The 25,343-nt window shown below is 42.3% G+C and carries 18 protein-coding genes and 1 pseudogene; all 19 read right to left on the bottom strand.

Features of this window, described 5'->3' with window-relative positions; translation table 11 throughout:
* Position 1: 1 nt before the first annotated feature.
* The 19 genes and pseudogenes from C0979_RS09355 to C0979_RS12140 all read right to left on the bottom strand — a co-directional run bounded on the left by C0979_RS09355 (position 2) and on the right by C0979_RS12140 (position 25,310).
* Positions 2–1,195 carry a Y-family DNA polymerase gene (locus C0979_RS09355; RefSeq protein WP_101695728.1) on the bottom strand — a complete coding sequence of 398 codons (1,194 nt, stop codon included), beginning with the start codon at positions 1,193–1,195 and terminating at the stop codon, positions 2–4.
* Entirely contained in the window at positions 1,183–3,777 is a 2,595-nt protein-coding gene (clpB, locus tag C0979_RS09350) for an ATP-dependent chaperone ClpB (RefSeq protein WP_101695727.1), read from the bottom strand. Before clpB ends, C0979_RS09355 begins: the two co-directional genes overlap by 13 nt.
* Positions 3,778–3,876: 99 nt before the next feature.
* A complete protein-coding gene (locus C0979_RS09345) occupies positions 3,877–4,881 on the bottom strand; it encodes an aldo/keto reductase (RefSeq protein WP_101695726.1) in 1,005 nt (334 codons plus the stop codon).
* Between the two features lie 94 nt (positions 4,882–4,975).
* Positions 4,976–5,896: pseudogene (locus C0979_RS09340) on the bottom strand (S8 family peptidase); the annotation flags it as partial.
* 47 nt (positions 5,897–5,943) lie between these two features.
* Positions 5,944–7,533 (bottom strand): recombinase family protein, encoded by a 1,590-nt coding sequence (locus C0979_RS09335; RefSeq protein WP_101695724.1) that lies wholly within the window; start codon positions 7,531–7,533, stop codon positions 5,944–5,946.
* A 9-nt stretch (positions 7,534–7,542) separates the two neighbouring features.
* Positions 7,543–9,168: a recombinase family protein gene (locus tag C0979_RS09330; protein WP_101695723.1), complete on the bottom strand. Its 1,626-nt coding sequence runs from the start codon at positions 9,166–9,168 to the stop codon at positions 7,543–7,545.
* A gap of 69 nt (positions 9,169–9,237) precedes the next feature.
* Positions 9,238–9,411, bottom strand: coding sequence for a hypothetical protein (locus C0979_RS12020; protein WP_173814752.1), 174 nt, complete (start codon positions 9,409–9,411; stop codon positions 9,238–9,240).
* 169 nt (positions 9,412–9,580) lie between these two features.
* Entirely contained in the window at positions 9,581–10,003 is a 423-nt protein-coding gene (locus C0979_RS09325; protein ID WP_101695722.1) for an RrF2 family transcriptional regulator, read from the bottom strand.
* A 27-nt stretch (positions 10,004–10,030) separates the two neighbouring features.
* Positions 10,031–10,963 carry a cysteine synthase A gene (cysK, locus tag C0979_RS09320; protein WP_101695721.1) on the bottom strand — a complete coding sequence of 311 codons (933 nt, stop codon included), beginning with the start codon at positions 10,961–10,963 and terminating at the stop codon, positions 10,031–10,033.
* An 18-nt stretch (positions 10,964–10,981) separates the two neighbouring features.
* Entirely contained in the window at positions 10,982–12,265 is a 1,284-nt protein-coding gene (locus C0979_RS09315) for an O-acetylhomoserine aminocarboxypropyltransferase/cysteine synthase family protein (protein WP_173814754.1), read from the bottom strand.
* A 244-nt stretch (positions 12,266–12,509) separates the two neighbouring features.
* Positions 12,510–13,361 carry a S8 family serine peptidase gene (locus C0979_RS09310; RefSeq protein WP_101695720.1) on the bottom strand — a complete coding sequence of 284 codons (852 nt, stop codon included), beginning with the start codon at positions 13,359–13,361 and terminating at the stop codon, positions 12,510–12,512.
* 222 nt (positions 13,362–13,583) lie between these two features.
* On the bottom strand, positions 13,584–14,207 hold the full coding sequence (locus C0979_RS09305; RefSeq protein ID WP_101695719.1) for a streptococcal pilin isopeptide linkage domain-containing protein: 624 nt from the start codon (positions 14,205–14,207) through the stop codon (positions 13,584–13,586).
* A gap of 3 nt (positions 14,208–14,210) precedes the next feature.
* Positions 14,211–14,987 carry a class B sortase gene (gene srtB / locus C0979_RS09300; protein WP_242962681.1) on the bottom strand — a complete coding sequence of 259 codons (777 nt, stop codon included), beginning with the start codon at positions 14,985–14,987 and terminating at the stop codon, positions 14,211–14,213.
* Positions 14,988–15,071: 84 nt separating this feature from the next.
* Positions 15,072–16,382 (bottom strand): DUF7601 domain-containing protein, encoded by a 1,311-nt coding sequence (locus C0979_RS09295; protein ID WP_101695717.1) that lies wholly within the window; start codon positions 16,380–16,382, stop codon positions 15,072–15,074.
* Positions 16,383–16,423: 41 nt separating this feature from the next.
* Positions 16,424–16,978, bottom strand: a complete 555-nt coding sequence (gene lepB / locus C0979_RS09290; RefSeq protein WP_101695716.1) for a signal peptidase I — start codon at positions 16,976–16,978, stop codon at positions 16,424–16,426.
* Between the two features lie 255 nt (positions 16,979–17,233).
* Complete coding sequence (locus tag C0979_RS09285) at positions 17,234–23,395, bottom strand: SpaA isopeptide-forming pilin-related protein (protein ID WP_242962680.1); 6,162 nt, start codon at positions 23,393–23,395, stop codon at positions 17,234–17,236.
* A gap of 304 nt (positions 23,396–23,699) precedes the next feature.
* Entirely contained in the window at positions 23,700–24,737 is a 1,038-nt protein-coding gene (locus tag C0979_RS09280; protein WP_101695715.1) for a zinc ribbon domain-containing protein, read from the bottom strand.
* 2 nt (positions 24,738–24,739) lie between these two features.
* Complete coding sequence (locus C0979_RS09275; RefSeq protein ID WP_101695714.1) at positions 24,740–25,075, bottom strand: hypothetical protein; 336 nt, start codon at positions 25,073–25,075, stop codon at positions 24,740–24,742.
* A gap of 40 nt (positions 25,076–25,115) precedes the next feature.
* Entirely contained in the window at positions 25,116–25,310 is a 195-nt protein-coding gene (locus C0979_RS12140) for a hypothetical protein (RefSeq protein WP_101695713.1), read from the bottom strand.
* Positions 25,311–25,343 lie beyond the last annotated feature (33 nt).

The following is a 25,343-nucleotide window of genomic DNA, read 5'->3' as shown; positions in this document are numbered from 1 at the left end:
TTTATACGCCTTTTTTCACAATGTCATCCCCGTATTTCTTCCGCACTTTTTCAAGCGCTTCCTGAATCTTCTTTTTCTTTTCCATCTTTTTGATATCTTCCTGAAAATCCAGGTCAAACAAGCTAATCTGTTCCGGCGCATCTTCCTCCACCAGCTTAGATGTCCGAACTCCCAGAAGCCTTACGGGACGTCCGTCCCACAACTCTTTAAACAATGTCTCTGCCGCCTCACAAAGAATCTCTTTCTGAGAAGCTGCCCGTGAAAGTTGCTTCTGATGGGACACATTTTCAAAATTATAATACCGAATCTCTACACTTACCATTCCAGCCTTCTGGCCTGCCTGTTTCAGCCGCTTTGATACGCTTCCACAAAGCTTATCAAGCACCAGTTCCGCTTCTGCCTGCGTGGTAAGATCCTTCGGAAGCGTTGTAGAATTCCCAACTCCTTTCGCCTCCGCCGGGTCCGTCTGAACCACATCACTTCCAATTCCATTGGCGGACTCCCACAGCTTTCTTCCGTGACTTTTCAGATGTAGCTCCAAAATCGCCGGATCCATCTGCGCCAGATCCCCGATGGTGTTAATCTCCAGTTTTTTTAGCTTCTCTACGCTTGCGTGCCCCGCCATATAGAGTTCCCCAACCGGGAGCGGCCACATTTTCACTTGAATTTCTTCCGGATACAGTGTATGCACCTTGTCCGGTTTCTCAAAATCTGACGCCATCTTCGCCAACAGCTTATTGCTGGAAATTCCTACATTCACAGTGAACCCAAACTTCTCCTTCACCTGGTTTTTTATCTCCAGCGCGCCGTCCACCGGTGAATGCCACCGATCCGCAATTTCGGTAAAATCCAGATAACATTCATCTACACTAACCTGTTCAATCCGTTCTGTATAGGTACGAAGAAAGGACATAAGTCTCTGACTGTATTCCCGGTACATCTTATGATTGGGCGGCTCCATTACAAGAGTCGGGCACTTACGAAAGGCATTCACCACCGGCTCCCCGGTATGAATGCCATATTTTTTCGCTTCCACAGATTTCGCAAGCACTACGCCGTGGCGTGATTTCTGATCCCCTCCGATAATCGAGGGGATCAAACGCAAATCCTGCTTCGCGCCATGTTTTAATTGTTCAACCGCCGTCCAGCTAAGGTACGCGGAATTTACATCGATATGAAATATTACTGACACAATGACTGGCTCCCTGCCGTTAATTTTCCATCTACCACGTCTATAACGATCATATCCTGCGCCCCTACATTTCCCTGCAACATCAATTTTGCAGCAAGCGTCTCCACATGCTTCTGCAGATACCGCTTCAGCGGCCTTGCTCCATACATCGGATCATAGCCTCCATCCACAATATAATTCTTTGCCGCTTCTGTAAGTGCAATCGATATTTCCTTCTCTTTTAGACGTTTGTTTACATCTGCTACCAACAAATCAATAATGTCATAAATATTGTCTTTCGTCAATGGACGGAACATAATTGTCTCATCCAGACGATTCAAAAATTCCGGTCGGAAATGCGCCCTCAGATCGTTCATCACCGCCTCCTGGCTTTCTGCACTGATATTGCCCTGCTCGTCAATGCCTTCCAAAAGATAAGCAGAACCAATATTGGACGTCATAATCAGAATGGTATTCTTAAAGTCCACCGTTCTTCCCTGAGAGTCCGTAATCCGTCCGTCATCCAGCACTTGCAGAAGAACATTGAACACATCTGGATGCGCCTTCTCGATCTCATCAAACAGTACCACTGAGTATGGCTTTCTTCTAACCGCCTCGGTAAGCTGTCCTCCTTCATCATAGCCAACATATCCCGGAGGCGCTCCAATCAGTCTGGACACAGAATATTTCTCCATATACTCACTCATATCAATTCGGACCATATTGTTCTCATCGTCAAACAGACTTTCCGCCAACGCTTTGGCAAGCTCTGTTTTGCCGACTCCCGTTGGTCCCAGGAACAGGAAAGAACCGATTGGCTTCGTTGGATCCTTAATTCCTGCCTTTGATCTGATAATCGCTTCCGTTACCAGCTCCACTCCTTCATCTTGTCCAATCACTCGCTTATGCAATTCCTCGCCAAGGTGAAGTGTTTTACTCCGCTCACTTTCATTCAGCTTTGCAACCGGGATCCCCGTCCAGCGTGAAACGATCCTTCCAATCTCTTCATCGGTCACACTTTCATGCACCAGAGAAAGATCCTCATCTTTGACCTTCTCTTCCTCTTCCTCCAACTGTTTCTGCAGCTGTGGAAGGCGGCCATACTGAAGCTCCGCTGCCCGTTCCAGATCATAAGAGTGCTGTGCCTTTTCAATCTCTTTATTCACCTGTTCGATTTCTTCTCGTAACTTCTGAACTCGTTCTACACCGACCTTTTCATTATCCCACTGCGCCTTCTTACCGGCAAATTCTTCCCGCAGTTCTGCCAGTTCCTGCTGCAGATGTTCCAGACGCTCCCTGCTTAAACGGTCATCTTCTTTTTTGAGCGCAGCCTCTTCAATCTCCAGCTGCATAATCTTTCTCTGCAGTTCGTCCAGCTCTGCCGGCATGGAATCAAGCTCTGTCTTAATCAATGCGCAAGCCTCATCCACAAGGTCGATTGCCTTATCCGGCAAAAATCGATCAGAAATGTATCGGTCAGAAAGCGTTGCCGCTGCCACTAACGCTCCATCCATAATCTTCACACCATGGAACACTTCATAACGCTCTTTTAATCCACGAAGAATGGAAATAGCATCCTCTACCGTTGGTTCCTCCACCATCACTGGCTGGAACCGCCGCTCTAACGCTGCATCCTTTTCAATATACTGACGGTACTCATCCAACGTCGTCGCTCCAATACAATGCAGCTCTCCTCTGGCCAGCATCGGTTTCAACATATTTCCAGCATCCATAGCACCGTCCGTCTTACCTGCACCAACAATCGTATGCAGTTCATCGATAAACAAAAGGATTCTTCCGTCGCTGTTCTTCACTTCCTCCAACACCGCTTTGAGACGTTCCTCAAATTCACCGCGGTACTTGGCACCTGCTACCAATGCTCCCATATCCAGAGAAAAAATCGTTTTATCTTTCAGGCCTTCCGGCACGTCTCCTCTCACAATTCGCTGAGCCAGTCCTTCTACAACAGCCGTCTTTCCTACTCCCGGCTCTCCAATCAGCACCGGATTATTCTTTGTCTTTCTTGACAGAATCCGAATCAAATTCCGAATCTCAGAATCTCTTCCGACCACGGGATCCAGCTTCTGCTCCCTTGCCCGCTCCACCAGATCTGCGCCATATTTGTTCAGCGTATCATACGTATCCTCCGGATTATCGCTGGTCACTCGCTGATTTCCCCGCACGGTAGAAAGAGCCTGTAGAAATCCGTCTCTGGTAAGACCAAGTTCCCGGAAAAGCGCCTTCATATCCCTGCTTGCATACTTCATCATCGCCAAAAACAGATGCTCTACAGACACATATTCGTCTCCCATCTGCTTGGCTTCATCTTCTGCATGGATCAGTGTATTATTAAGATCCTGCCCTACATAAGGCTGACCGCCCTGTACCTTGGGGCGTTTCCCTATCGCCTCTTCCACACGGTTCACAACCAGATTCTTGTTCAGTCCCATCTTTTCAATCAATTTCAAAATCAGACTGTCGTCCTGAGTCAGAAGCGCATACAAAAGATGCTCCTGCACAATCTCCTGATTCCCGTACTCAATGGCCGTTTTCTCACACCCTTGCACTGCCTGCAGTGACTTCTGTGTAAATTTATTAATATTCATAACGATGAACCTCCTTCACCATAGAATAAAATTGTTTTCTTGTTCTATTTGTAATATAACAGAAGTTGTTAGCCAAGTCAAGTGCTGAGTGCTAGTTTTTTAGGACTTTATTTCATCCATCACAATCTCTTCTATTTTTTGCAATTCTTCTTTACAAAATTCCGTGTTCTTAGTCGCCCGAATATTATCTAAAATTTGCTCCGATTTCGATGCCCCAATTAAGACGCTTGTGACTGCCTCATCCTGAAGTACCCATGCAAGAGCCATCTCTGCCAATGTCTGTCCACGTTCTTCTGCCAGTGCATTTAACTTCTGAATCTGTGTTATCCGCTCTTCTGTCAGCGCGCTCTCTTTTAAAAAGCGACCATCCTTTTTCACACGGCTGTCTGACGGGATTCCATTCAAATAACGATTCGTCAGCAATCCCTGCGCCAGCGGACTAAATGCAATAATCCCTTTCTTTAATCTTTTAGCCGTCTCCTTCAAACCATTTTGATCTATCGTTCTGTCAAAAATGGAGTATCGGTTTTGATTGATGACAAATGGACACTTTAAATCTTCCAAAATGGCAGATGCCTTTGCAAGCTTTTCGCCATTATAATTCGATAAGCCTACATATAAAGCCTTACCACTTTTCACAGTCTGAGCCAGCGCTCCCATTGTTTCCTCCAGCGGCGTATCCGGATCCATACGATGATGATAGAAAATATCTACATAATCAAACCCCAGCCTTTTAAGGCTCTGATCCAGACTTGCAATCAGATATTTTCTGCTGCCCCAGTTTCCGTAAGGACCGTCCCACATGTCGTACCCTGCTTTTGTACTGATCAGCAATTCATCCCTGTAACTATTCAACTCTTCTTTCAAAATTTTTCCAAAATGAATCTCTGCGCTCCCATACTTTGGTCCGTAATTATTTGCCAGGTCAAAATGTGTGATTCCATGATCAAATGCCGTAAAGCACAGTTGTTTCATATTCTCATAATCTGAGTCATCTCCAAAATTATGCCAAAGCCCAAAAGAAACTGCCGGTAGTTTTAATCCGCTGTTTCCGCATCTGTAATACTCCATTGATTTATATCGTTCTTTTTCTGCCTGATACATGTGTTCCCTCCTATGATATAAGATAAGTCGAATCTTTTTATCTTCTATACTTCAATAATATAAAATCCTTTTCCGTTTTTCAACAGCCTTTACTTTATGATATCGGCAGACTATCCCCCACGCACAGCGCCCCATACCCCACCTGATTATTAGGATATTCTTCAAACCCCGGCAGTTGTCTCGCCCCTCTTCTTAAATATGCCTTCACCTTCTCCCCATAAAGATACGGATCATTCCCATTTACAATGCCCCACTCCATCAGAAGCGCTGCCGCCCCCGTGACAAAAGGCGCCGCGAAGGAGGTTCCCGTAAAAGACGCATAGCCCCCGCCAGCTGCCACGGTCGTAATATCCACACCTGGCGCGACCAAATCCGGTTTCAAGACCACTCCACTTCCTCGTCTCAGCGGACCACGTCCCGAAAAATCCGCATAAGACAACGTATGACCATTATAAGCGCCCACGGAGACTGCTCCCCACGAAGTGGAAGGAATGGTAAGTGTTGTTGTATTCTTAGGATACAAAAATCCGGTTCCTCTATTTAATACTGCTTCACTCGGAAGCCACAATTCATACAAACCAGTCACAATTTTCCTTGGTGTCAGCACAATTTTCCATACCCCTTGATTCATATAATAATTAACCGGAAGCAGCTCAATAAAAACTTCCTGTGCTGTGCTGAATGGACTTGGTTCTCCGTAATACAACAGGACTTCCGTCTGTCCCATAGTAAACCTCTGCACTCCAAGTGTTTCTGGAATTGGTCCTATCTCTGCGCCCGAAGGAGAGATGAGTGAAATGTCTATGATATCCGTATATTCTTTCCATATCTGTATATTTAAAGACGGCTGCCGATCTTGAACTGCCAATTCAATCACCGCCTCTTCCTCATCCCGAAGCTGGCCTGCCGTATGCCCCGCACTTGCCGCTTCGTTTCCGGTTCCAATACAAATACTATTTTTCCACACACCGGAAATATCATCAATAAACCGCTCCAACAGGGACGTTCCATCGTGTGTTCGTTATAACTAGGGGAAAGTTATGGTAAAAAAATTTGCAGTCTTTACACTGCATTTTTCTCTACAAGATAAGGTGACTGATACTTAAATATGATATCAACGCTCTTATCTCCATTCACAACAATCTTTTCTATCAACTCTGTCACAATTTCTCTTGTCACTTCAGATAATGTTCCATACTTGATAAACTTTTCGATCCAGTTCTCATATAATTCCTCTGCCTCACCAAAACTCTCTTTCTCCTGCTCTGCCAGCTGAATCTTCGTTCTGACTTCTTTGTCCTTCTTTTCATAGTCTGTCTTATAAGAGAGATATTCTTCTTTATCCAGAACATCATCCACATAATTTTCATAAGTTTTCTTTTTATACTTCTGAATAGCAGCAAGTTCTTTTTGCAGCCGTTCAATCTGCTGGTCCGCTTCTACACATCGCCTCTGCACATCCTTCCTTCTATCTGCTGCTTTTAATATTTCATCCTTATCCCTTCCTTTCAGCGCCAGTTCCGCTTGTCTTTGGACTTCATTTTTTACGATGGAATCCAATACTTCTTTTTTTATAAAATGAGAATAACAAACTGTGTTTCCCTTTTTATGATAAGTTCCACACTCATAACCGTCCCGACAAGTAACTCGCTGAAAATTGTATCCGCAATCTCCGCAGACAATAATTCCTGCATATGGATTTACCTTTCTTACTTCACTAAGGAACCCAGGTGTACGTGTTCTTTTCTTCATAAGTTCCTGCACCTGTTCAAACGTATCCTTACTGATAATTGCTTCGTGCATTCCTTCCACGATATATTGCTGTTCCTCTGGAATATAATGATACTTTTCCACTTTATAGGATATCTTTTCTGATTTATGTTGTACCATAGCACCTGTGTAAACCCTGTTTCGTAAAATCACATTGATTGTAGGATATGCCCAGCCCTTTGCACTTGTTTTTTCTAATGCATTGATATATTTCAACCCCTGTATCTTTCTCTTATACTCAGAGGGTGTCAGAATCCCTTCCTGATTCAATTTCTTTGCAATACCATCTCTGGAATATCCTTCCAGACTCATATAAAAAATTCTCCTTACCACCTTAGCCGCTTCTTCATCTATAAGAAAATGATGCTTATCTTCCGGATCTTTCACATATCCATATGGAGCAAACCCAGACACGAACTGCCCCCGTTTTTTCTGTGCAGTCAATGCACCTCTGATTTTCTTAGATATATCACGACTGTACATATCATTAAACAAAGTCTTGAACTGTGCCAGTTCTTCATTACTGTGTTGAACAGAATCCACACCATCCAAAATTGCTACATAACGCACACCCAGCGATGGAAAAACACGCTCTATATAATTACTGGTTTCAATATGTTCACGCCCAAGTCGGGAAATATCTTTCGTAATGACTCCCTGAATTTTCCCTTTGTAAATATCCTCCATCATCCGCTGAAATTCCGGTCTATTCGTAAAATAAAGCCCCGAATAACCATCATCAATATAAATATCTGCGATTTTCAAATCCTCTGACTTACACACATACTCACGGATCAGTTTCATCTGATTTTCAATACTCTCACTGACTTTATTTTCGCCATCCTCTTTTGACAGACGACAATATGCCGCCATCTGATACATCCGATCACCTTACCTTTCTCCATTCGTTTCTCTGACACACGCTCTATTGGCGCAACCGATTCTTACGGTTTCAGTACCATATGCTTCGACCTCTGCTGAAAAATTGAAGTATATATCCAGTTTCTGATCCGGATAGACGTAAATTTCATCAACCAATTCCATCAGCACCTCTCTGGTCAGATGTTTCACCGTTATTATCCCATTCCCAAACTGTTCCAACCATATTCTCGTCTCATCCAAATCCGCCTGCCTTCTTTGCTCCTCCTGCCACAATTCCAACAGTTCTTTCTGATACCTCTTATTTTCTTTTTTATACGTCTGTTTTAATTCCAGATATTCTTCTTTAGAAAGTACTTCATCCATAAATCGCTCATGCGCACATTTCTGATATTCTAGATTTCTTTCGATTTTTTCCTCCAATCTGGTAATCCTGCTATCCTGATCTAGCTGTTTGTGTGCAAACAGTACCTGCAATTTTTTCATATCGCTTCTCCTTTGTTTCATCTGCTGATTGATTGCAAACACCACCAGTTTATCCAGTTTTTCAAATGTAACATGATTTAATTCACAATAATTCTTTCCTGCTTTTTGATGGTAACCGCAAAGATACCCGTCAAAGTCGTTTTTGGATGCCAGATAACGTTTGCGCATAGCTGTTTTACATTTTCCACAAAAGAGCCGCCCCGCATATTTATGCGGTTCCCTGTTTTTATCAAAATAAGACACGCGGCGATCCTTTCTTACTTTCTGAACTGTATCAAAATCTTCTTTGGAAATGATTGCCTCATGTGCGTCTGCAATCAGTTCCATTTTCTCCAGCGGGATTGCCTTTTTGTATTTCAGCTTATAAGATGGTCTTTCGTGTTTCCGAATCGCAACCGCCCCTGTATAGACCGGATTCTTTAAAATTCCACTCACGGCCGACGATGTCCACAGCCCTTTTCCCGTATCCCATACATAATCGACTTTTAAAATCTCTTTTTTATACCTTGCAGGACAGAAAATTCCATCATCGTTCAAGATCCTGCAAATCCTCTTACACCCCCAACCATTCAGATACATTCGGTAAATTCTTCTGACAACCGCCGCTGCATAAGGATCCTCTTCCAGATGGTTATGGATATTTTTGCTTTTCACATAACCAAACGGCGGCTGATCTGACGTATATTCCCCCATACTTCTTTTTGTCTGAATAGCCATCCTTATCTTTCTGGATGTATCTCTCAGATACATATCATCCAGCACGGTCTTAATTTCCAACATCTCATTGTAAATTCCTACTTCTGAATCGTAATGATCCAAAATTGAAATGACTCGAATCTGTTTTTCCGGGAAATATTTTCCTAAATAATAGTTGGTGCCAATATGCTCTCTTCCAAGTCGTGATACATCCTTAAAAATTACCGTATTGATCATGCCAAGCTCAATATCTGCCAGCATCCTCCGAAATTCGGTCCTCTCAAAGTCACTTCCGGAAATCCCGTCATCTGCATATACTTTTTTCTCTTCCATATCGTCCCACTCTGCAATATAATCCCTTGCCATCTGAATCTGTGAGTGAATACTGTTGCTGTATTCACTCTCTTTCTTTTTCTCTTCCATCGAAACTCTGCAATAAATCCCGGCCTGATACATGCACTCCCTCTTTTCATCATGCTGCCCTTCACACGGTCTTTCAAACCCTGCAATAAAAATATGAGGAAATCAGCCTGAAATTTTTCGTTCTGCCAGATTCTGAATGCACTGCTGAAATGTCTTTTGCCCATTAAAATGCACCCGAATCTGATATCCTGAATATTCATAGCTTATTCCCTCTTTGCGTATTTCCTTTTCTGTCTCCAGGCTTCCTCTGTCTGTAGCGTTTAATGCTGTGTACATGTTATGTGCCTCCGCATGTCCGTCATCTTCTCTACATCCTATGCCGAAAGGCTTGTACCACTTTCAAAATAATAAAAAAGCTTACACAAACTTTTCCATTTGTATAAGCTTCTGCCTCACTTTCTTTCCTGTAACGGTTTTTATTATAAAACGCTTAAGATAAATCAACTTAAAAGCGGCGAAATTCCTCCTGGTTCAACAGATCCAACAGTGTAATATTGTCAAAATAATCTAGAACCATCTGATGAAACTCCTTCCACATCGGCAGTGTTTTGCAGGTATTTGCGCGCCTGCACATTTTGGCATCGCATTCCAGACAGGCTACCGGAGCAAGATTGCCCTCGGTCAGTCTCAGAATATCTCCAACCCGATACTCTTCCGGCGCTTTTACCAGACGGTATCCGCCGCCTTTCCCTTGAACACCTTCCACATAATGGTTCTTAGAGAGCACCGGCATGATTTGTTCGATATATTTCAGAGACAGCTCCTGCCGCATCGCCACTTGCTTCATCGCAATGTAACCTTCTTTCTGGTTTTCTGCAAGTTCAAGCAGTACGCGCAATGCATACCTTCCTCTTGTTGAGATCATCATTCCTTTGTTTCCTCGTTTCTTTGTTTTTTATTCCGCAAAAAGAGGCGTTGACAAATATCGTTCTCCCGTATCCGGCAACAATACAACAATGGTTTTTCCTTTGTTTTCCTCTCTCTTTGCAAGCTTTAGCGCCGCCCATAAGGCCGCGCCGGAAGAAATGCCTACAAGCACTCCTTCTCTGTGGCCGACAAGTTTTCCGACCGCAAACGCATCTTCATTTTCCACCGTTATAATTTCATCATAAATGGACGTATTTAAGACATCCGGAACAAATCCGGCTCCAATCCCCTGTATCTTATGCGAGCCGCCGATACCGGACGAAAGCACCGCTGATGCTGCCGGCTCGACTGCCACGATCTGAATATCCGGCTTCTGCTCTTTCAGATATTCTCCTACGCCGGTCACAGTTCCTCCTGTACCTACTCCCGCAACGAAAATATCAATCACGCCATCCGTATCTCTATATATTTCAGGACCGGTGCCTTCTCTATGCGCTTTTGGATTCGAAGAATTCGTGAACTGCCCCGGAATAAAACTGTTCGGGATTTCCTTTGCCAGCTCCTGCGCCTTTGCGATCGCTCCCTTCATGCCTTTTGCCCCGTCGCTAAGCACCAACTCCGCTCCGTATGCCTTCATAAGCTGGCGTCTCTCTACGGACATCGTCTCCGGCATGACAAGGATCGTACGGTATCCTCTCGCTGCCGCAACAGACGCAAGGCCAATGCCAGTATTCCCGGAAGTCGGCTCAATAATGACAGAATCGTCTTTGAGCCTGCCTGCACGCTCTGCATCGTCTAGAATCGCCTTCGCCACACGGTCCTTCACCGAACCGGCCGGATTGAAGTATTCCAACTTTGCCAGAATTTTTGCCTGCAGATGATATTCTTTTTCTATTCTGGTCAGTTCCAGAAGCGGTGTATTTCCAATTAGCTGTTCTGCCGAAGTATAAATGTTTGCCATATCCAAACGCTCCTTTCTTTATTTTACTGCATCAAAACCACGCTGTAAATCATCAATAATATCTTCCATATGTTCTGTTCCGATCGAAAGCCGGATAGTATTGGGCTTAATCTCCTGCTCTTCCAGTTCTTTTGCTGAAAGCTGGCTGTGTGTTGTAGTTGCCGGATGGATCACAAGGCTTTTCACATCCGCCACATTCGCAAGAAGAGAAAAGATCTGCAAGTGATCAATGAATTGATACGCCGCTTCCTGCCCTCCTTTTATATCGAATGTAAAAATGGAAGCGCCGCCATTCGGGAAATATTTCTGATAAAGAGCATGATCCGGATGATCCAAAAGGGACGGATGATTCACCTTTTCCACAAGCGGATGGCTATTTAAAAATTCGACAGCCTTCTTCGTATTTTCGGCATGGCGCTCCAGACGAAGCGACAGTGTCTCAATACCCTGCAGCAATAAAAACGCTGCAAAGGGAGAAATCGCCGCTCCCGTATCGCGAAGCAAAATGGCGCGGATATACGTAACGAAAGCTGCCGGACCTGCCGCATCCACAAAGGAGACACCGTGATAGCTGGGATTCGGCGCCGCAATAGACGGATACTTTCCTGAAGCAGCCCAGTCAAACGTACCGCCGTCTACGATGAGTCCTCCCAGCGTAGTACCATGGCCTCCAAGGAACTTTGTAGCAGAATGCACGACAATATCGGCTCCATGCTCGATCGGACGAACGAAATAAGGTGTACCAAAGGTATTATCTACAACAAGCGGAAGACCGTATCTGTGAGCGAGGGCCGCTAAGGCGTCGATATCCGGAATATCACTGTTTGGATTGCCCAGCGTTTCTATATAAATCGCTCTCGTATTGTCCTGAATCGCCGCTTCCACTTCATCAAGATTATGAATATTGACAAAGGAGGCTGTGATCCCAAACCCCGGAAGCGTGTGTGCCATCAGATTATAGCTGCCACCGTAAATTGTTTTCTGCGCGACAATATGTCCGCCGTTTTGTCCGAGCGCCTGCAGTGTATATGCAATCGCAGCCGCGCCGGAAGCAAGTGCCAAAGCTGCGGTTCCGCCTTCCAGAGCCGCAGTGCGCTTTTCCAAAACCTCCTGCGTAGAGTTTGTCAAGCGACCATAAATATTTCCGGCATCCGTAAGTCCAAAACGTGCCGCCGCATGAGAGCAGTCGTGAAAAACATAAGAAGTTGTCGCATAAATCGGTACTGCGCGTGCATCTGTGACCGGATCCGGCGTTTCCTGGCCAACGTGAAGCTGAAGCGTTTCAAATCTATATTTTGACATAATATCTTTCCTTTCATTTCTTTCGTGTATTAGTTTTCGTGATCTTTGTTCATCGCTGCTAACATCGCTGCATTCGTCCAAAACGAAAGTTTTCTCTCACAAGCTTTTCAAAAAAGAATCCCATAACAACCTCCTTATTACCTACCAGGTTAATAGGTTTTATTTTTTGCATTATATTACCAATTGCCTACCTTGTCAATAGGTTTTTGTATCAAATATATGATCCTGCCAAACATATTTTCCCTTATTTATACTGTTCATGCGAACCGTATGTATTTCCAAAACTTAGATTAATCGCTACCGGCCATCGATATTCCAACGCCTTTCTCATAACATAATCAAGCCCCATCATTAGCTCTGTCGTTCTTGGAAACCCCTCCCGATCCGGTGTCCCTAGTTTCACCACAAGAAGTTCGCTTTCCGGAGCCACGCCTCGATATTGTCCAAAGTCTTTGCTCCCGCTTCCAGCAGCCACACCTGCCACCGCTGTCCCATGCCCGGAGAAATCCTGCGACTTCACGATCTGCTTTCTCTCTTCACTCGTTCCCGCTTGAAGCGCTTTGTTAATGTCTTCCTGATTGTATTCCACACCCACTTCAAATCCTTTTGGCGCAATTCCATCCACACCATTTTGGAGACTTTGATCCCAAAGCGCACGAATCCGCGTAGTTCCATCTGGATTTCTGAAGTCCTCCCGCTCATAATCAATGCCAGAATCTAAAATCGCCACAAAAATCTTTGCTCCTGTCAATGAAAGAGGCTGTCTTTGAACAGGATTAATACAAGATACCCGTTTTCCCTCCGCCACTTCAAAGAAAAGTCTTTTCGGCTTTTCGATATATTCAATTTGCGGAAACTCCGTCAAGGTATTGATTCTGTCTTCATTTATGACGATCACCGCATATCCTCCCATCAGCGGTGTTACCCGACTCGCAATCTTTCGTATCTCCTGCAGATCCCCTGAATATTTGATAATTAACGTCCACTCCTTTTCTTCTTTTGCAAATCCCACATCTAATTCGATCGAACGCTCTCTTTCTTCTTCTGTTGCGTCTAATGCAAGGTTTAAAAGATTCTCTCTTTTTTGACTTTCCATTTTAACTTACCGCTTCTCCATTTCACTCTGCATTTATAAATGATACGAAACTTTCTTAGTATTCATGCGGTTATTTATCTCAACCATTCGTCTTTCATTAAAATGTCAATTGGGGACGGAGTAAAGTTTCATTTTACTCCGTCCCCAATTGACAAAAAAAAGATTTCACTTCTCCCTATCAGAAAAGTGAAATCTTAAAGATCTGCTTTGATTTTTCCAAAATTATTCTTCTATTTCCCTTTTATCCCTCTGTTTTTTCACGACCAAAAACAGAATCATAAACCCACTAGCTAGTAAGATCCATAACAAGGTACTCAGCAACGCTTTATCTCCAGTTTTTACCAGAGTATTCTGTTCTGTAGGAACTTTCGGCAATTCATATCGATTAACAAAACGAACTGCATCTTTTTTCACTTCCTCTTTCCCCTGCTCCAAAGCTACAACCGTCGTTTCCAAGCCTTGCGCAGAATCTGCAGTACAATATACTGTCACATTATACACACAAGTATCGTAGGTATAATATTCTTGATTTCCTGGCTGTTGTCTGACTTCGTACTTGTAAACACCTGGCTGTTTAAAGGTAATAGGAGGAAATGCCTTTTTCCCCTGACCCTGAATCTCTATTGTGACTTTTTGGTTCTCCGTCTGTTCCGGCATAGGTGCATCGTCCGTCAATGCTTGCATCTGAATCACAAAAGTTTCCTGACGCAAAGGCCTATCTCCTTCCAAGACTGTTTCAACAGGAAGTTGAAAGCTTGTTTCCATCGCAAAAGTCTGCAGTGTATCTTTACTGAATAATAACAACATGAGTAAAATAGAAAACAGAGTTTTATTTAGCTTTTTCACATATTACTCCTTCCTGTCTTTATCCTCCACCGGTATCATCTGTGCCAGAACCACAGTCCTTGCATCCGTGAATTCCGATGTACAGGTAGTTAAAGATATAAGCTGTGGATGCTCGCATTTTTCCAATGCATTCAACACATCGTCTCTAACAAAAAGAGCTTGACTTCGGATATAATCCAATTGACCATCTTTCCATTTTGGAGGCCAGTTTTGAAGTTGGAATATCCTCTCATCTGAAACTCCGGTTATCAATACAGCCGCCACCTTCAGATCATATACTTTATTCGGCAAAAGCAGGGTGCCTGTATCATGTTTCTCAAAAAATTCCGACTTTTTATATAAGTCTAAATCTCCAAACATATTTCCCCCATCCATGTGATGGCCATACAAAAGATTATAAGAATCTGTAAAATCTTTTGCATTCTGACAGTCTAGAAAAATGCTTCCCGCAAGAGCAAACTGTCCATATATATCTCGATTGATATATGTAAGATTGGTTTCTCCCTGCAAAACCGGATAATCAATATGGGTCCCATCCATAGTAAGCCATGCACAGACATCTGGATTAATGGAACACAGCTTTGAGAAATCCGGCTTTTCTTCATCCGGTTTCAGTTTCAGCATATCCTCCTGAACATTTTCTGCAGCCGAATAAATTCTACGGTTATCATTCAACACAAATAACGCATAAGCGGCCGCAATAATAAAAATAAGAATCAGCACAAAACTGATAATAAAGTTCAGGAAACGTTGTATATATCCGGAAATTTTATGTCCCACTATTTTGCTTCCTTTCGTTGTCTGCCTTTCTTTTTGCAGAGAATCCCCCGCAAATCACCGGAGGATTCCCCTTATATACCTCTATTATTCCTCTCTTCTTCTACGACTTTTTACGAACATCATTCCTGCTCCGATAATAACAAGACCAAGAATTACTACATAAGGAAGAGTTTCAAGATTAATTCCTGTGTTTGGCTTTACCATATCGCTGTCTTCAATATTTGCACCCTTGCTGTTGCTGATAACAATATTATTATTCGTATCAGATCCAACAGTACCAGATGCAAAAAGGGTTCTTCCATAGTCTTTATCAGCCGGCTTATCAACAGTTGGATTCTCTACTTTTGTTCCTCCGCCATAATAAGCTACCGTATATCCTGTTGTCGTATCATTGATATTTGATTCCGTCAGCTGTCCAATATGCTTCGGATCCTCTTGCACCTTATATTTGACCCCTGCTGGAATCCCCTTAAACTCAACGACTTCATCGTCTTTAATCTGGAGTGTTACCGCTGCTGTATATCCAGTTGCGTCAGTTCCTGTCCAACTGGAATTAGCACTTCCCACTTTAGAAATCACATGCTCTTCTCCATCATTGCAGATAATATCACTGCGAACCGGCTTCTCTGACTGCAACGTTACGTGCACCTCAAATTGTTCCTTTCCTGCTAATGGTCCTCTTGCCTGCTTCATAATCTTAAATTTTGCTTTTTCTACCGGCTTCTCTGAATCTGGAACTGGTTTTACCGGATCCGGATCTTCTGGTTGCGGAGTTGGAACCGGGTTCGGATCTGGCTCTTGTGGCCCTGGAAGATCAGGATCAACCTCTCCGTCTAACAGGTACTTATTTTTAAAATCTGCTTTTTTAGTTGCGTCATTGCTCGTATCTGTTTCTGCCCCTACAAAGTCACCGTTTGCAGCAACCGTCACGTACTTTTTCAGACTACCGCCATCATATTTTACAACAACCTGGATAAATCCAGACGCTTTGTCATATACCACGCCAGCTGTATCCTTTGAACCTGGTGCATATTCAGCCGGGGACAGCTCTTTGATTTCATAATTATATTTTCCCGGTACCGTATAAGCCGGCACAGTCACCGTAATATTATTTGTAACATTTGTAACCTGCAAATCTGCTACGCTTAATGCTGGTGCAGTAGCTGGATCCATTGGCGCTGCTGTACAGGTCGTTGTAAATTTCAAGATTTCATCTGGGAATCTGTCTACTGATGTTGTACCATCATTTTTCACATACTTCTTCTCAATTACAAACTCCGATGTTCTTCCTGCGTCACTTCCGTCTGTCGGATAATTCGTTGGCGCTGCCAAAACCGGTATGCTCATACAAAATGACAGAACAACTGCCAGTATAAGTGATAATTTCTTTTTCATATTTCTTCTCCTTTTATCATATGTTAATAGATTCTGCAAAGTTAAAACCCTCTGCGTCGGACACTGGTAATCACCTTGCCCTTTATTGCTTCCTCTGGCAGCGGACCAAAGTCCCTGCTGTCAGAAGCTTTTGTACGGTAGTCTCCAAGAACAAAGATATACCCTTCTGGTACATGATATGGATATTTTAAAAGCTCTTTTGGTTCTGTAGGGTACAGAATCTCTCCTGATTGTACTGCACCATTTACATACAGTTTTCCCTCTTCATCCATATCCACATAATCTGTTTCTTTTGCTACTACCCTAGACACACAGATTTCTCTGTCCATCTCATACAGGATCAGATCGTCTTTTTGGATTTCGTTCTCCAACCGAAATCCAAAAACGAGATCCCCATCTTTCAAGGACGGAAACATCGCATTTCCGTTAAGCTGGCAGACAATAAACACTTTAGAAAACAGGATATAAAATACAAGTATTAATCCTGCCAGCCTTACTCCCAATTCTCCCCAGCCTCTGCGGTCAAGAATCTTATTTCTGCGAGACTTAATGACCTCTTCCGCTGTTACTTTTGAACCTTGATGCTTCTTTTTCATTTTTCTGAAACTTCCTCACACTTTCCGGTTCGTTCCTGTAAGAGAAGATCGTATCTTTTTCTCTCCCACACAAGCGCCTCCTCATACATCTGATTTAACTCTTGTATTTTCTTCCAGACATCTGCTTCATCTACACCAAAAAGTCTTCTTTTGAACCTTAACCGTTCTAAGTACAGTGCAATCCTATTTTCCTGCTGTCTGTTCCGATCTTCTCTTGATTTTTGTTTTGAATCTATCGCACTCCCTCCTCTTTCGTTATTCTCTAATAACTCTCTTCTTCCTTCCCCAGAAAAACAGGGCGGACATAATACTTATGATGATCAACATTCCTACATACAGCTTCTGATCTAAATCAATACCTGTATTTAGTGTTGCATCCTCTTGATTTTTATTTGTGATCTCGAGTTCAATCACATCTCCCGGTGTTCCATTAATCGAATACTCCATAACAGCTTCATTGTCATTTTCTTCTGCGTCAACTTTCTGCAAAGAATCTCCATTTTGATTTTTCCTTGAAATTGACACATCATATTTGACAGTGTCTACCGTTTCTGTCACTTTCAGAACAGAACCAAGCGCTACATGTTCTATCGTAACCATATCGCCATCCTTAAGAGAAGCGTTTATTTGTTTGTTCATCTGCATACCATCTTCCTGATATGCTATCTTCATCTTGAACGGCTTATTTCTTTCACCAAAAGGACCGGTTACTTCTTTTTTAATGCGAACCGTAACTCCACCCTTTTGCGGATGATTGACGATATGTCTATCCGTAAGTGGTTTCCATTCCTGTGTCTTCGGATCTCTCTCATATAAGAAGAGAATCTCATCTTCTACATCCACCATATACAAAGCCAGGTTATCCTTGTATTGTGTTTTACTAATATCTCCCTTGTATGGGGTAGAAGACTCTACCATCCAATATCTGCCATTTGCAACATGATCCGGTATATGAAGCATACCCTTCTGATCCGTCTTAAATTCCGTATCTTGGATTGGTGTACACTCCACCCCATCCTTTTTCAGGGTCACTTTATCATTGGTCTGGCCCTTCTGGTATTCTACAGTATAAGCTTTATCATCTACATATTCTGAAGTACCATCTTTATACGGCACCTCATACAACATGAACTTCGCACCTTCCAAACGTTTTCTTGGAAGATCATCCGTCTTTAAGATGCTCCGCTCTGCCATATTAAAATGCAGATTCTGAACTTCCAACTCGATCTTCTCAATTGTTTTGAATTCCTGCTCATTTGTCGGGTTTACAAGCTGATCACTTTTATCCTTGTATACGATTTCCGGATAAACCACTTCGTAGTATAGGAATCCATCACCAAATTCCGGCGAATAATGGGTTTTACCGATTTCAATCTCTTCTATCTTATACTGTACCGGTTTCTGATCCACAAACAATGGTACTTTATCAATTGTACACTGCCATCCATTCTCCTCATCCAGGATAAAGTCCTGACCTGTGGATACCCCATCTCTGTACAAACGTACCTTTACCTGTTTTTCAGTCAGTGCATCATTTCTGTTTTCCCATGTCTTTTTAATATGCAGACTGCTGCTTTTTGGGAAATTTCGGATATTTAGACTCGTTGCTCCTCGAAGTGTCAATACTTCTTTCCCATCAATTTTTCCATCTTCAGGTGCCGCAACTCCGTCTTGTGAGCCTTCCGCCTTTCTGTCAACCAACTTTGCAGATACGATTTGGAACGCCCCGTCTTTAATATCAACCTTGATTTCAATGTCTCCCGGATCAATATAGCCAACCGGCACATTCGTTTCCCTCAACAGATAAGTCTCCGTAGCTACACGATTATTGCCCGAGTCATCCTGCAGCAAAACAGGGAGTTCTGCAATACCATTTTTATCTGTGGTAACCGAATCTTTTTTATTCCCGTCTACCATGACATCAAATGTAATCTCTTCCATTCCTTGTCCTGTAATAGCATCAAATTTATTTAGGGTAAGAACCCCCGGTTCTTGATAACGATTTTCCAGTTCAATGGTAAGCGATTCCCCGCCACGTCCCAATCCACGTCCTGTAAATTTAATTCCGCTTTCCGGATATAATTCCCAAGTATTTACATTTTCTCCCGCTTCATGGGAATTATGAACGTTATACCACCCCGAAAATTGTACGTTCGGTTGAGACGGCTGATAATTATACTCTTTTAACGTGTACTTCCAGAATGGATCTGCTTTCACAATCCAAGTACAGCTTGTATGCGTTTCGTCATCCCACGTTCCTACTATCTGTTCTGGTGCATTATCCGCTGCCGGCTGCTGACCTTCCTCTGTTGGAAGTACCAGCTTCATATGCTGATGAAATGCCGGTGGCTGAGGTGTCCCATCCGAGAAGGTTGCATCCTCATCGATACTCATATAATAATTCTGTTTGATCTCTTCTATAACTTCCGGAGCTCCAACAAAGTCTTTCTTTACTGTAAGATAACCATTTTTAGCTACAATTCGTCCATCAATATGCCAGCCGTCTGCCGCTACACCCTTGAAAGAATACCAATAAATCGTAAAAAATTCTGTATCTAGCTGAGAAGAAGGAATCTCCTTTTGTCCGATACGGATCTTTCGTCCACTTTCACGTATCGTCTGGAACACTTCTTCGTCCGAAGGAATTCGATCCAATTTGTATACGTAATCTTCATCTCCTTTATAGCCTTCGTCCGCCTTTGTTCCCTGCAAAAGTTTCATTACACTCTTATGGCCTTCCGCATACTGATCCCACGAACTTGGATTCTTATTCCCCAGTACCGGCACATCTTTTACACGGCTTGCCTTCACATTGCAGTTTGCTACGGCAACTGCACTTGTGTAATCCTGTTCATTCACTGACGGCAGCGGAATCGATCCATCTTCTGGCATTGCCGATTTACAAATATAAAACTGTACCTGCCTACGGCTTATATCACTTACCCGACTCCAGGATGCATAAAACACAATCGGCCGCTGCGTATCCTTATAAATATCCGAAATATTAATCTCGGCATCGCACTCCTTCCAACGACCAGATGCATTCTTATAATCCCAATGATCAAATTCATACTGCTCCAGCTCTTTACTATTATTATCCTCATGGTCATAGGTCAGCGGATATGGTGATTTTATCTTATAGTTTGAAACTTCATCTACAGGAATATCTTCAATAAATCTTGTCTTATTCTGAACCTGTGGCGTCATCTTCGCTTCTTTCGGCATCTTCTTCATATACCGGGTCGTATCATAGACAATCCTCACTGTGCCCGGCTCCTGCGGCTTATCTGCGACAATCTGATAAGAAGAACCGATCTTTGACATATGAAAGGCTAATATATCTGCTCCCGATGACTGTGGATAAATATCCGGCGCATCTCTGTCATTCGACGTACAACTCCAGACAATATCTTTTCCCTGATACTCCCCTTCCTTCGTCGCCTTCTTAGGTACTTCTACTTTATAGTCATCTCCATGAGGCACATACTGTCTTAAAACTGCTTTACCTTCTGTCAAATCCATTGGATCAATTACTTCTACAAGGTGGAAACTTCCCTCCTCATCAAACTTGCGCCCGGCAACACCAATCTGGGCTGACAGACCCGTCAAACGGTCAAAATAGTTTTCAATTCTGTCTGGATTCAACGGGTTAGGATTTGAGAAGTAATACACCGACACATCATTCCCATTTTTCAAAACAGGAATATACCATGTTCCATCTTTATCTTTATAAGGATGTTGTACAAATACCCGGCTGTCCGTCGCATATCCAAATAAGATCTTTTCTTTTCTATCCGATCCCGGCTCCAGTTTTTCCGGTTTGAAGCCAAACTCTTTATAGATCTGGGAGATCGTATCATCCTCTCCTGCTCTTAGATAATACCGACTGCTTCGCCCACTGTTTTCTTCTGTTATGTAATACTGAGTCGCATTGATGTTTTTCACAAGCCGATAGTCCCCATCGATAAACACATAGAAACTAATATTGGCCTCTTTTTCTTCTGCTGGTTTTGCCGTATTATCCGGAACAATCACATAAGGTCTTACCGCAGCATCTCCTGAAATGGTAAAACTCATTTCTCTATTTGCTTCATCCTTTACTCCAGTAATACCAGAAGGTGATCCATCTTCCTTTCGGCATTCCCAGTTCACATCTTTCGTTTCTCCTTCTGCAAGCGGCTCTGTACTTACCGTTCTTGTCAGCGTTGATTTTCTCGCCACAAAGTCAATCGCCGGGAGATTCTCTAATGCTGTAGGGCTATAAACCTGTCCCTTCTCATCCTGCACTGTTACACTGTAAAAGCCATTATACCGATTATCGTGATATTCCATCAGTGTCTTTACATTCAGAATCGGTGCATTCTGACCATCCGGGAGATAATACACATCCATTGGCTGTCCTGTTTTTCCTATATAGATACAGTCCAGATTGTTTTGCGTATATTTCCCCGCATTGTGAATCGTATCATAATCTCTCTTGGAATAATAAAATCTCTCACTCTTTCCGTTTAAGATAGATCCATCATAATGGAATTTTTCCAATTCTTCCTGTAATACTTTATTAGAAATATAATAGTAAGTAGTTCCTTTATCCGTCTCTGTATCTTTCAGCACAGGAATATCTTTTTGAACGACGTTATATCTCTCATAATCTACAAATGTATAGAACTTAATATTTAATGTCTCTGGAGCAAAGGTATTGCATGCAATCGTATATGGCTGTTCGATCTGTTGAACTGTAAATTCTAATTTTTGTTCCTGCGCATTCTCCACTGCCGGTATCGTCTTTTTCCCGTCTTCACTAGCGCAAAGCCATTCATCCGCCTTTGACTCTCCAGGGTCAACCGAAACGGTAACATTATCCCCTTTCTTATGATAAGTAACTGTCTGAGAACCATCCAGCTGCAATACCGTCATCGAATAAAAGCTGTGTTTATTGGATTTTAACTGATCTGCAACCGATGAGGTAACCGTTCCATCTCCATCTACCACATCTTCCGGAACCTTCTCAGATTTTTCCGCTCCCTTTGGCATATAATAAATGTCTGTTGGTACCGTACTACTCTGATTCGTCAAGGTATAGGATACATATTGCTTTCCTTTGCAAGTCTTCATTCCAGCATGTGCCAATGTCTTTCCACCGCGCACCGTATATGGGAAATATTTTCCATATTGTGTATCCGTCGCTTTCATTCCATATTCTTTATAAATCTCTGCCAGATCATCTACGGAAACATAGCACTCACCATTATTATTCCACTGATACACCTCTTTCAAGGAATCACTTGGCAGCTGCCGAATCTCATTGTCCACATATATATAAAACTGAATGTCAAACGCAGTCTTGTCCGCTCTTTGAATCACATAAGACCGCTCAATCTTATTCAACACAAACTTCGTTTTATTTTCTGCCTCTAACGTTCCATCTACATCCACATCATCGCTTCCGACACAGGTCCATTCAATCTGATCCGTCTGTTCCGGAATGGTCGGATTATAATTAGATACTGACTGTTCAAATGTTGTTTGATACAGTGCATAATGAATCTGATCCTGTCCTTCCCCCTTTACCTCTACAGAATAAAAGGAGTTATCTCTTTTTACGGCCGACGCTAGTGTTAGGTATGCTCCCTTTCCCTCCGGAAGATAATAAATATCTACAGGGACACTCTTCTTATCCACCCCATCATTATAGGAAACATATGTTTTTCCAGAATCCGGATCCTCATAAACAGTTCCATATTCTATTCCGTTTTTCCATCTATTGGCAGACACAAACTTCTTAGACGCATTTGGATATTGACCATCACTTCCTTTGGCAAATCCAAACTCTCCATATACTGACATAAGATCATCCAAAGAAATTCCATGATATGTCTTTCTTCCTTGCGTCCACGTCTTAACACCGGAAATTCCATTTGTTTGAAGCTTAAGCTTCTTTCCTTCATAAATAATATAGAAGTCAAGATTGTAATCCTGTTTCTCTTCATAAGTCTCCGGTGTTACATTCGCTGCATTCTGCGGGGAATCCATCTTTGCATTCTGCTGCTCTGACGGCACTTCACTGTCTGTTAAGCCTTCGCTATCTGATGGTAATCCTTCTTCCGCCTGACCTTCTCCCTCCGGTGTCTGTGATCCTTCCGGGGCAGCTGGTTCTACTGAAGGTGGAACTTCTTCCGACGGTTGTTCTTCCCCTAAAGGGGATTCTCCTTCCGGCATCATTCCGTCCTCTGTCGTTCCTTCACCTTCTGCAAACATCTCTGCGCTCTCAGCAGCTCCATCGGTTTCTTTCAACATTTCTCTTTCTTCCGCAGAAGGCTCTGCTGCTGTTAAAACCGTTGTCCCAATACCACTTATACCCATAACAAGTATAAGCCCCCATGCTATCCATCGGAGCCACGCATTTTTCTTTTTCACATTCCTTCCTCCTTATATCCTCAAGTTTTTTTGAAAATTAAATCTTTCTAATTACTTATATTTCGACGCTAAACTCATCCCATAGAGATTCCATCTGCCAAGTTCCCCTACATACTACGATGCCATTTGACATTTTTCTCTATATAATCCGTCTGTTTATTATATATATTATAGCACGAACTATTGTTTATACAAGTATGGTTCCCCAATAAGTCGCAAAAAAAAAGAGATCTCACACAAGAAATCTCTTTTTATCCTTTTCAAAAAAACAATTATCAAACTTCTTATCGCCCATTAACTCCAATTAATAATACGAAATCTCATTATATGCCAGACTCGTTCCATTTGGACTGCTTACTGTGCACTCTAAATGTCTTGCTCCTCCCGTTCCGGTCACACTCGGTCCTTCAAAATAAATCGTATATATTTGATTATAAGCTGTTAGCCCATTTGCTAAAACATCATCATTCATCACTCGCAATTCTAATACCATATATACATTATTCACGTCTCCAAAATAATTAGAAAGAGAAATCGAATTTTTAATTGCACTCTCTACCATACCTTGATATTGATTTACATGCGCACCAAAATCTCCCCATACGCCCTCATAAAACTTTAAGTTTTCAAATGTTTCAAGGACTTTTACTTTCTGTGCCTGTGTTTCTTGTTCTTTTGCTTTCTTCGCTTCCTCTTCTGCTTTTTTCGTCTGTACCAGCTGCTCATACTCTTCCAACGTATTGATATTCGTTACCAATTTCTTTTGTGCTTCAGATAGCTCATTATATTTATCCCTGACAGCTTGTACAGATGTATCACTAGCAGTAAGACTATCCTTATCAATTTCATCAATTGCTGTCACTATGCTGTCTGCCGCTTTTTGATCCTGTACTTCGTCCAATCGCTTATAGGCATCTTTCAAATCATCATAGTTATCAACCAGCTTTTTCTGTTTTTTACTTAAAGCATCATATTCTGTCTTAATATGATCTAAATCTTTTTCAGAATCTGCTGTGATTTTCTTTTCATCCAATGAATCAATCAAATGAATAACTTTCTGCGCCGCTTTTTGATCTTCTTTGTCTTGAAGATAGTCCATAACTTTGGGATAAATAGCAAAATATCCCAGCGCACTTATTGCAGCCACTACTGCAACTACAATAATAATTACCAATGACCTCTTCCTTTTTTTGCCACCGTTATTACTTTCTACTTCTCCCTTATTACTTTCTACTTCTCCCTTATCATCCACAATAAGATTTTCACTGCATTTTGCTCCACATTCCGAACAAAAGTTCTCATTATCTTGTAATTTTGCTCCGCATTCTTCACAGTACTTCATATCTATTTCCTACTTTTTCTTTCTTCAATAATTCCACATATTCCAGTCAATAAAAAGCCTGCACCTGTAACATAAGAGATATAGGACCAATCCCAGCCCCCTGTTATTAATCCAAATAATATCAAAACACCGCCTGTAACCGTCTGGCCAATTGGAACAAGCAATTTAGGAATCCCTGCCTTCTTTGGTGTGTATGGTTGATAATAACCCATATTAGGATTATTCTGCTGTCCATTCGCCTGTCCAGTTGCCTGTCCAGTTCCCATATTTACCTGCCTGCAATTACACACCTCTCCTTCTTGTAAAGCTCTCCCGCAATTACTACAAAATCTTGCCATGTTTCTTTCCTCCTATTTCTTTCTACTATTTTTTTCATTTTTAATATAATGTTGCGTATCCTTCTTCCCCATCATATTCCAGGATTAAAGTAGCCCCATCTATCGAACAATCTTCAAAACTTAATCCATAAAATTCTATAATATTTCCCTCTATATCTTCGATAGCAAAATCCCAGTCAAGGGTATCTTCTGTAACGGTAAACTCTACATCGATTGTATCTCCATCGCAAAGCACTTCATCTGCAAGTATATCTTCTTCCCAATCGTC

The sequence above is a fragment of the Dorea phocaeensis genome (genome assembly GCF_900240315.1).
GTDB classification, from domain to species: domain Bacteria; phylum Bacillota; class Clostridia; order Lachnospirales; family Lachnospiraceae; genus Dorea_B; species Dorea_B phocaeensis.
This window is presented reverse-complemented; position numbering and strand designations above follow the sequence as displayed.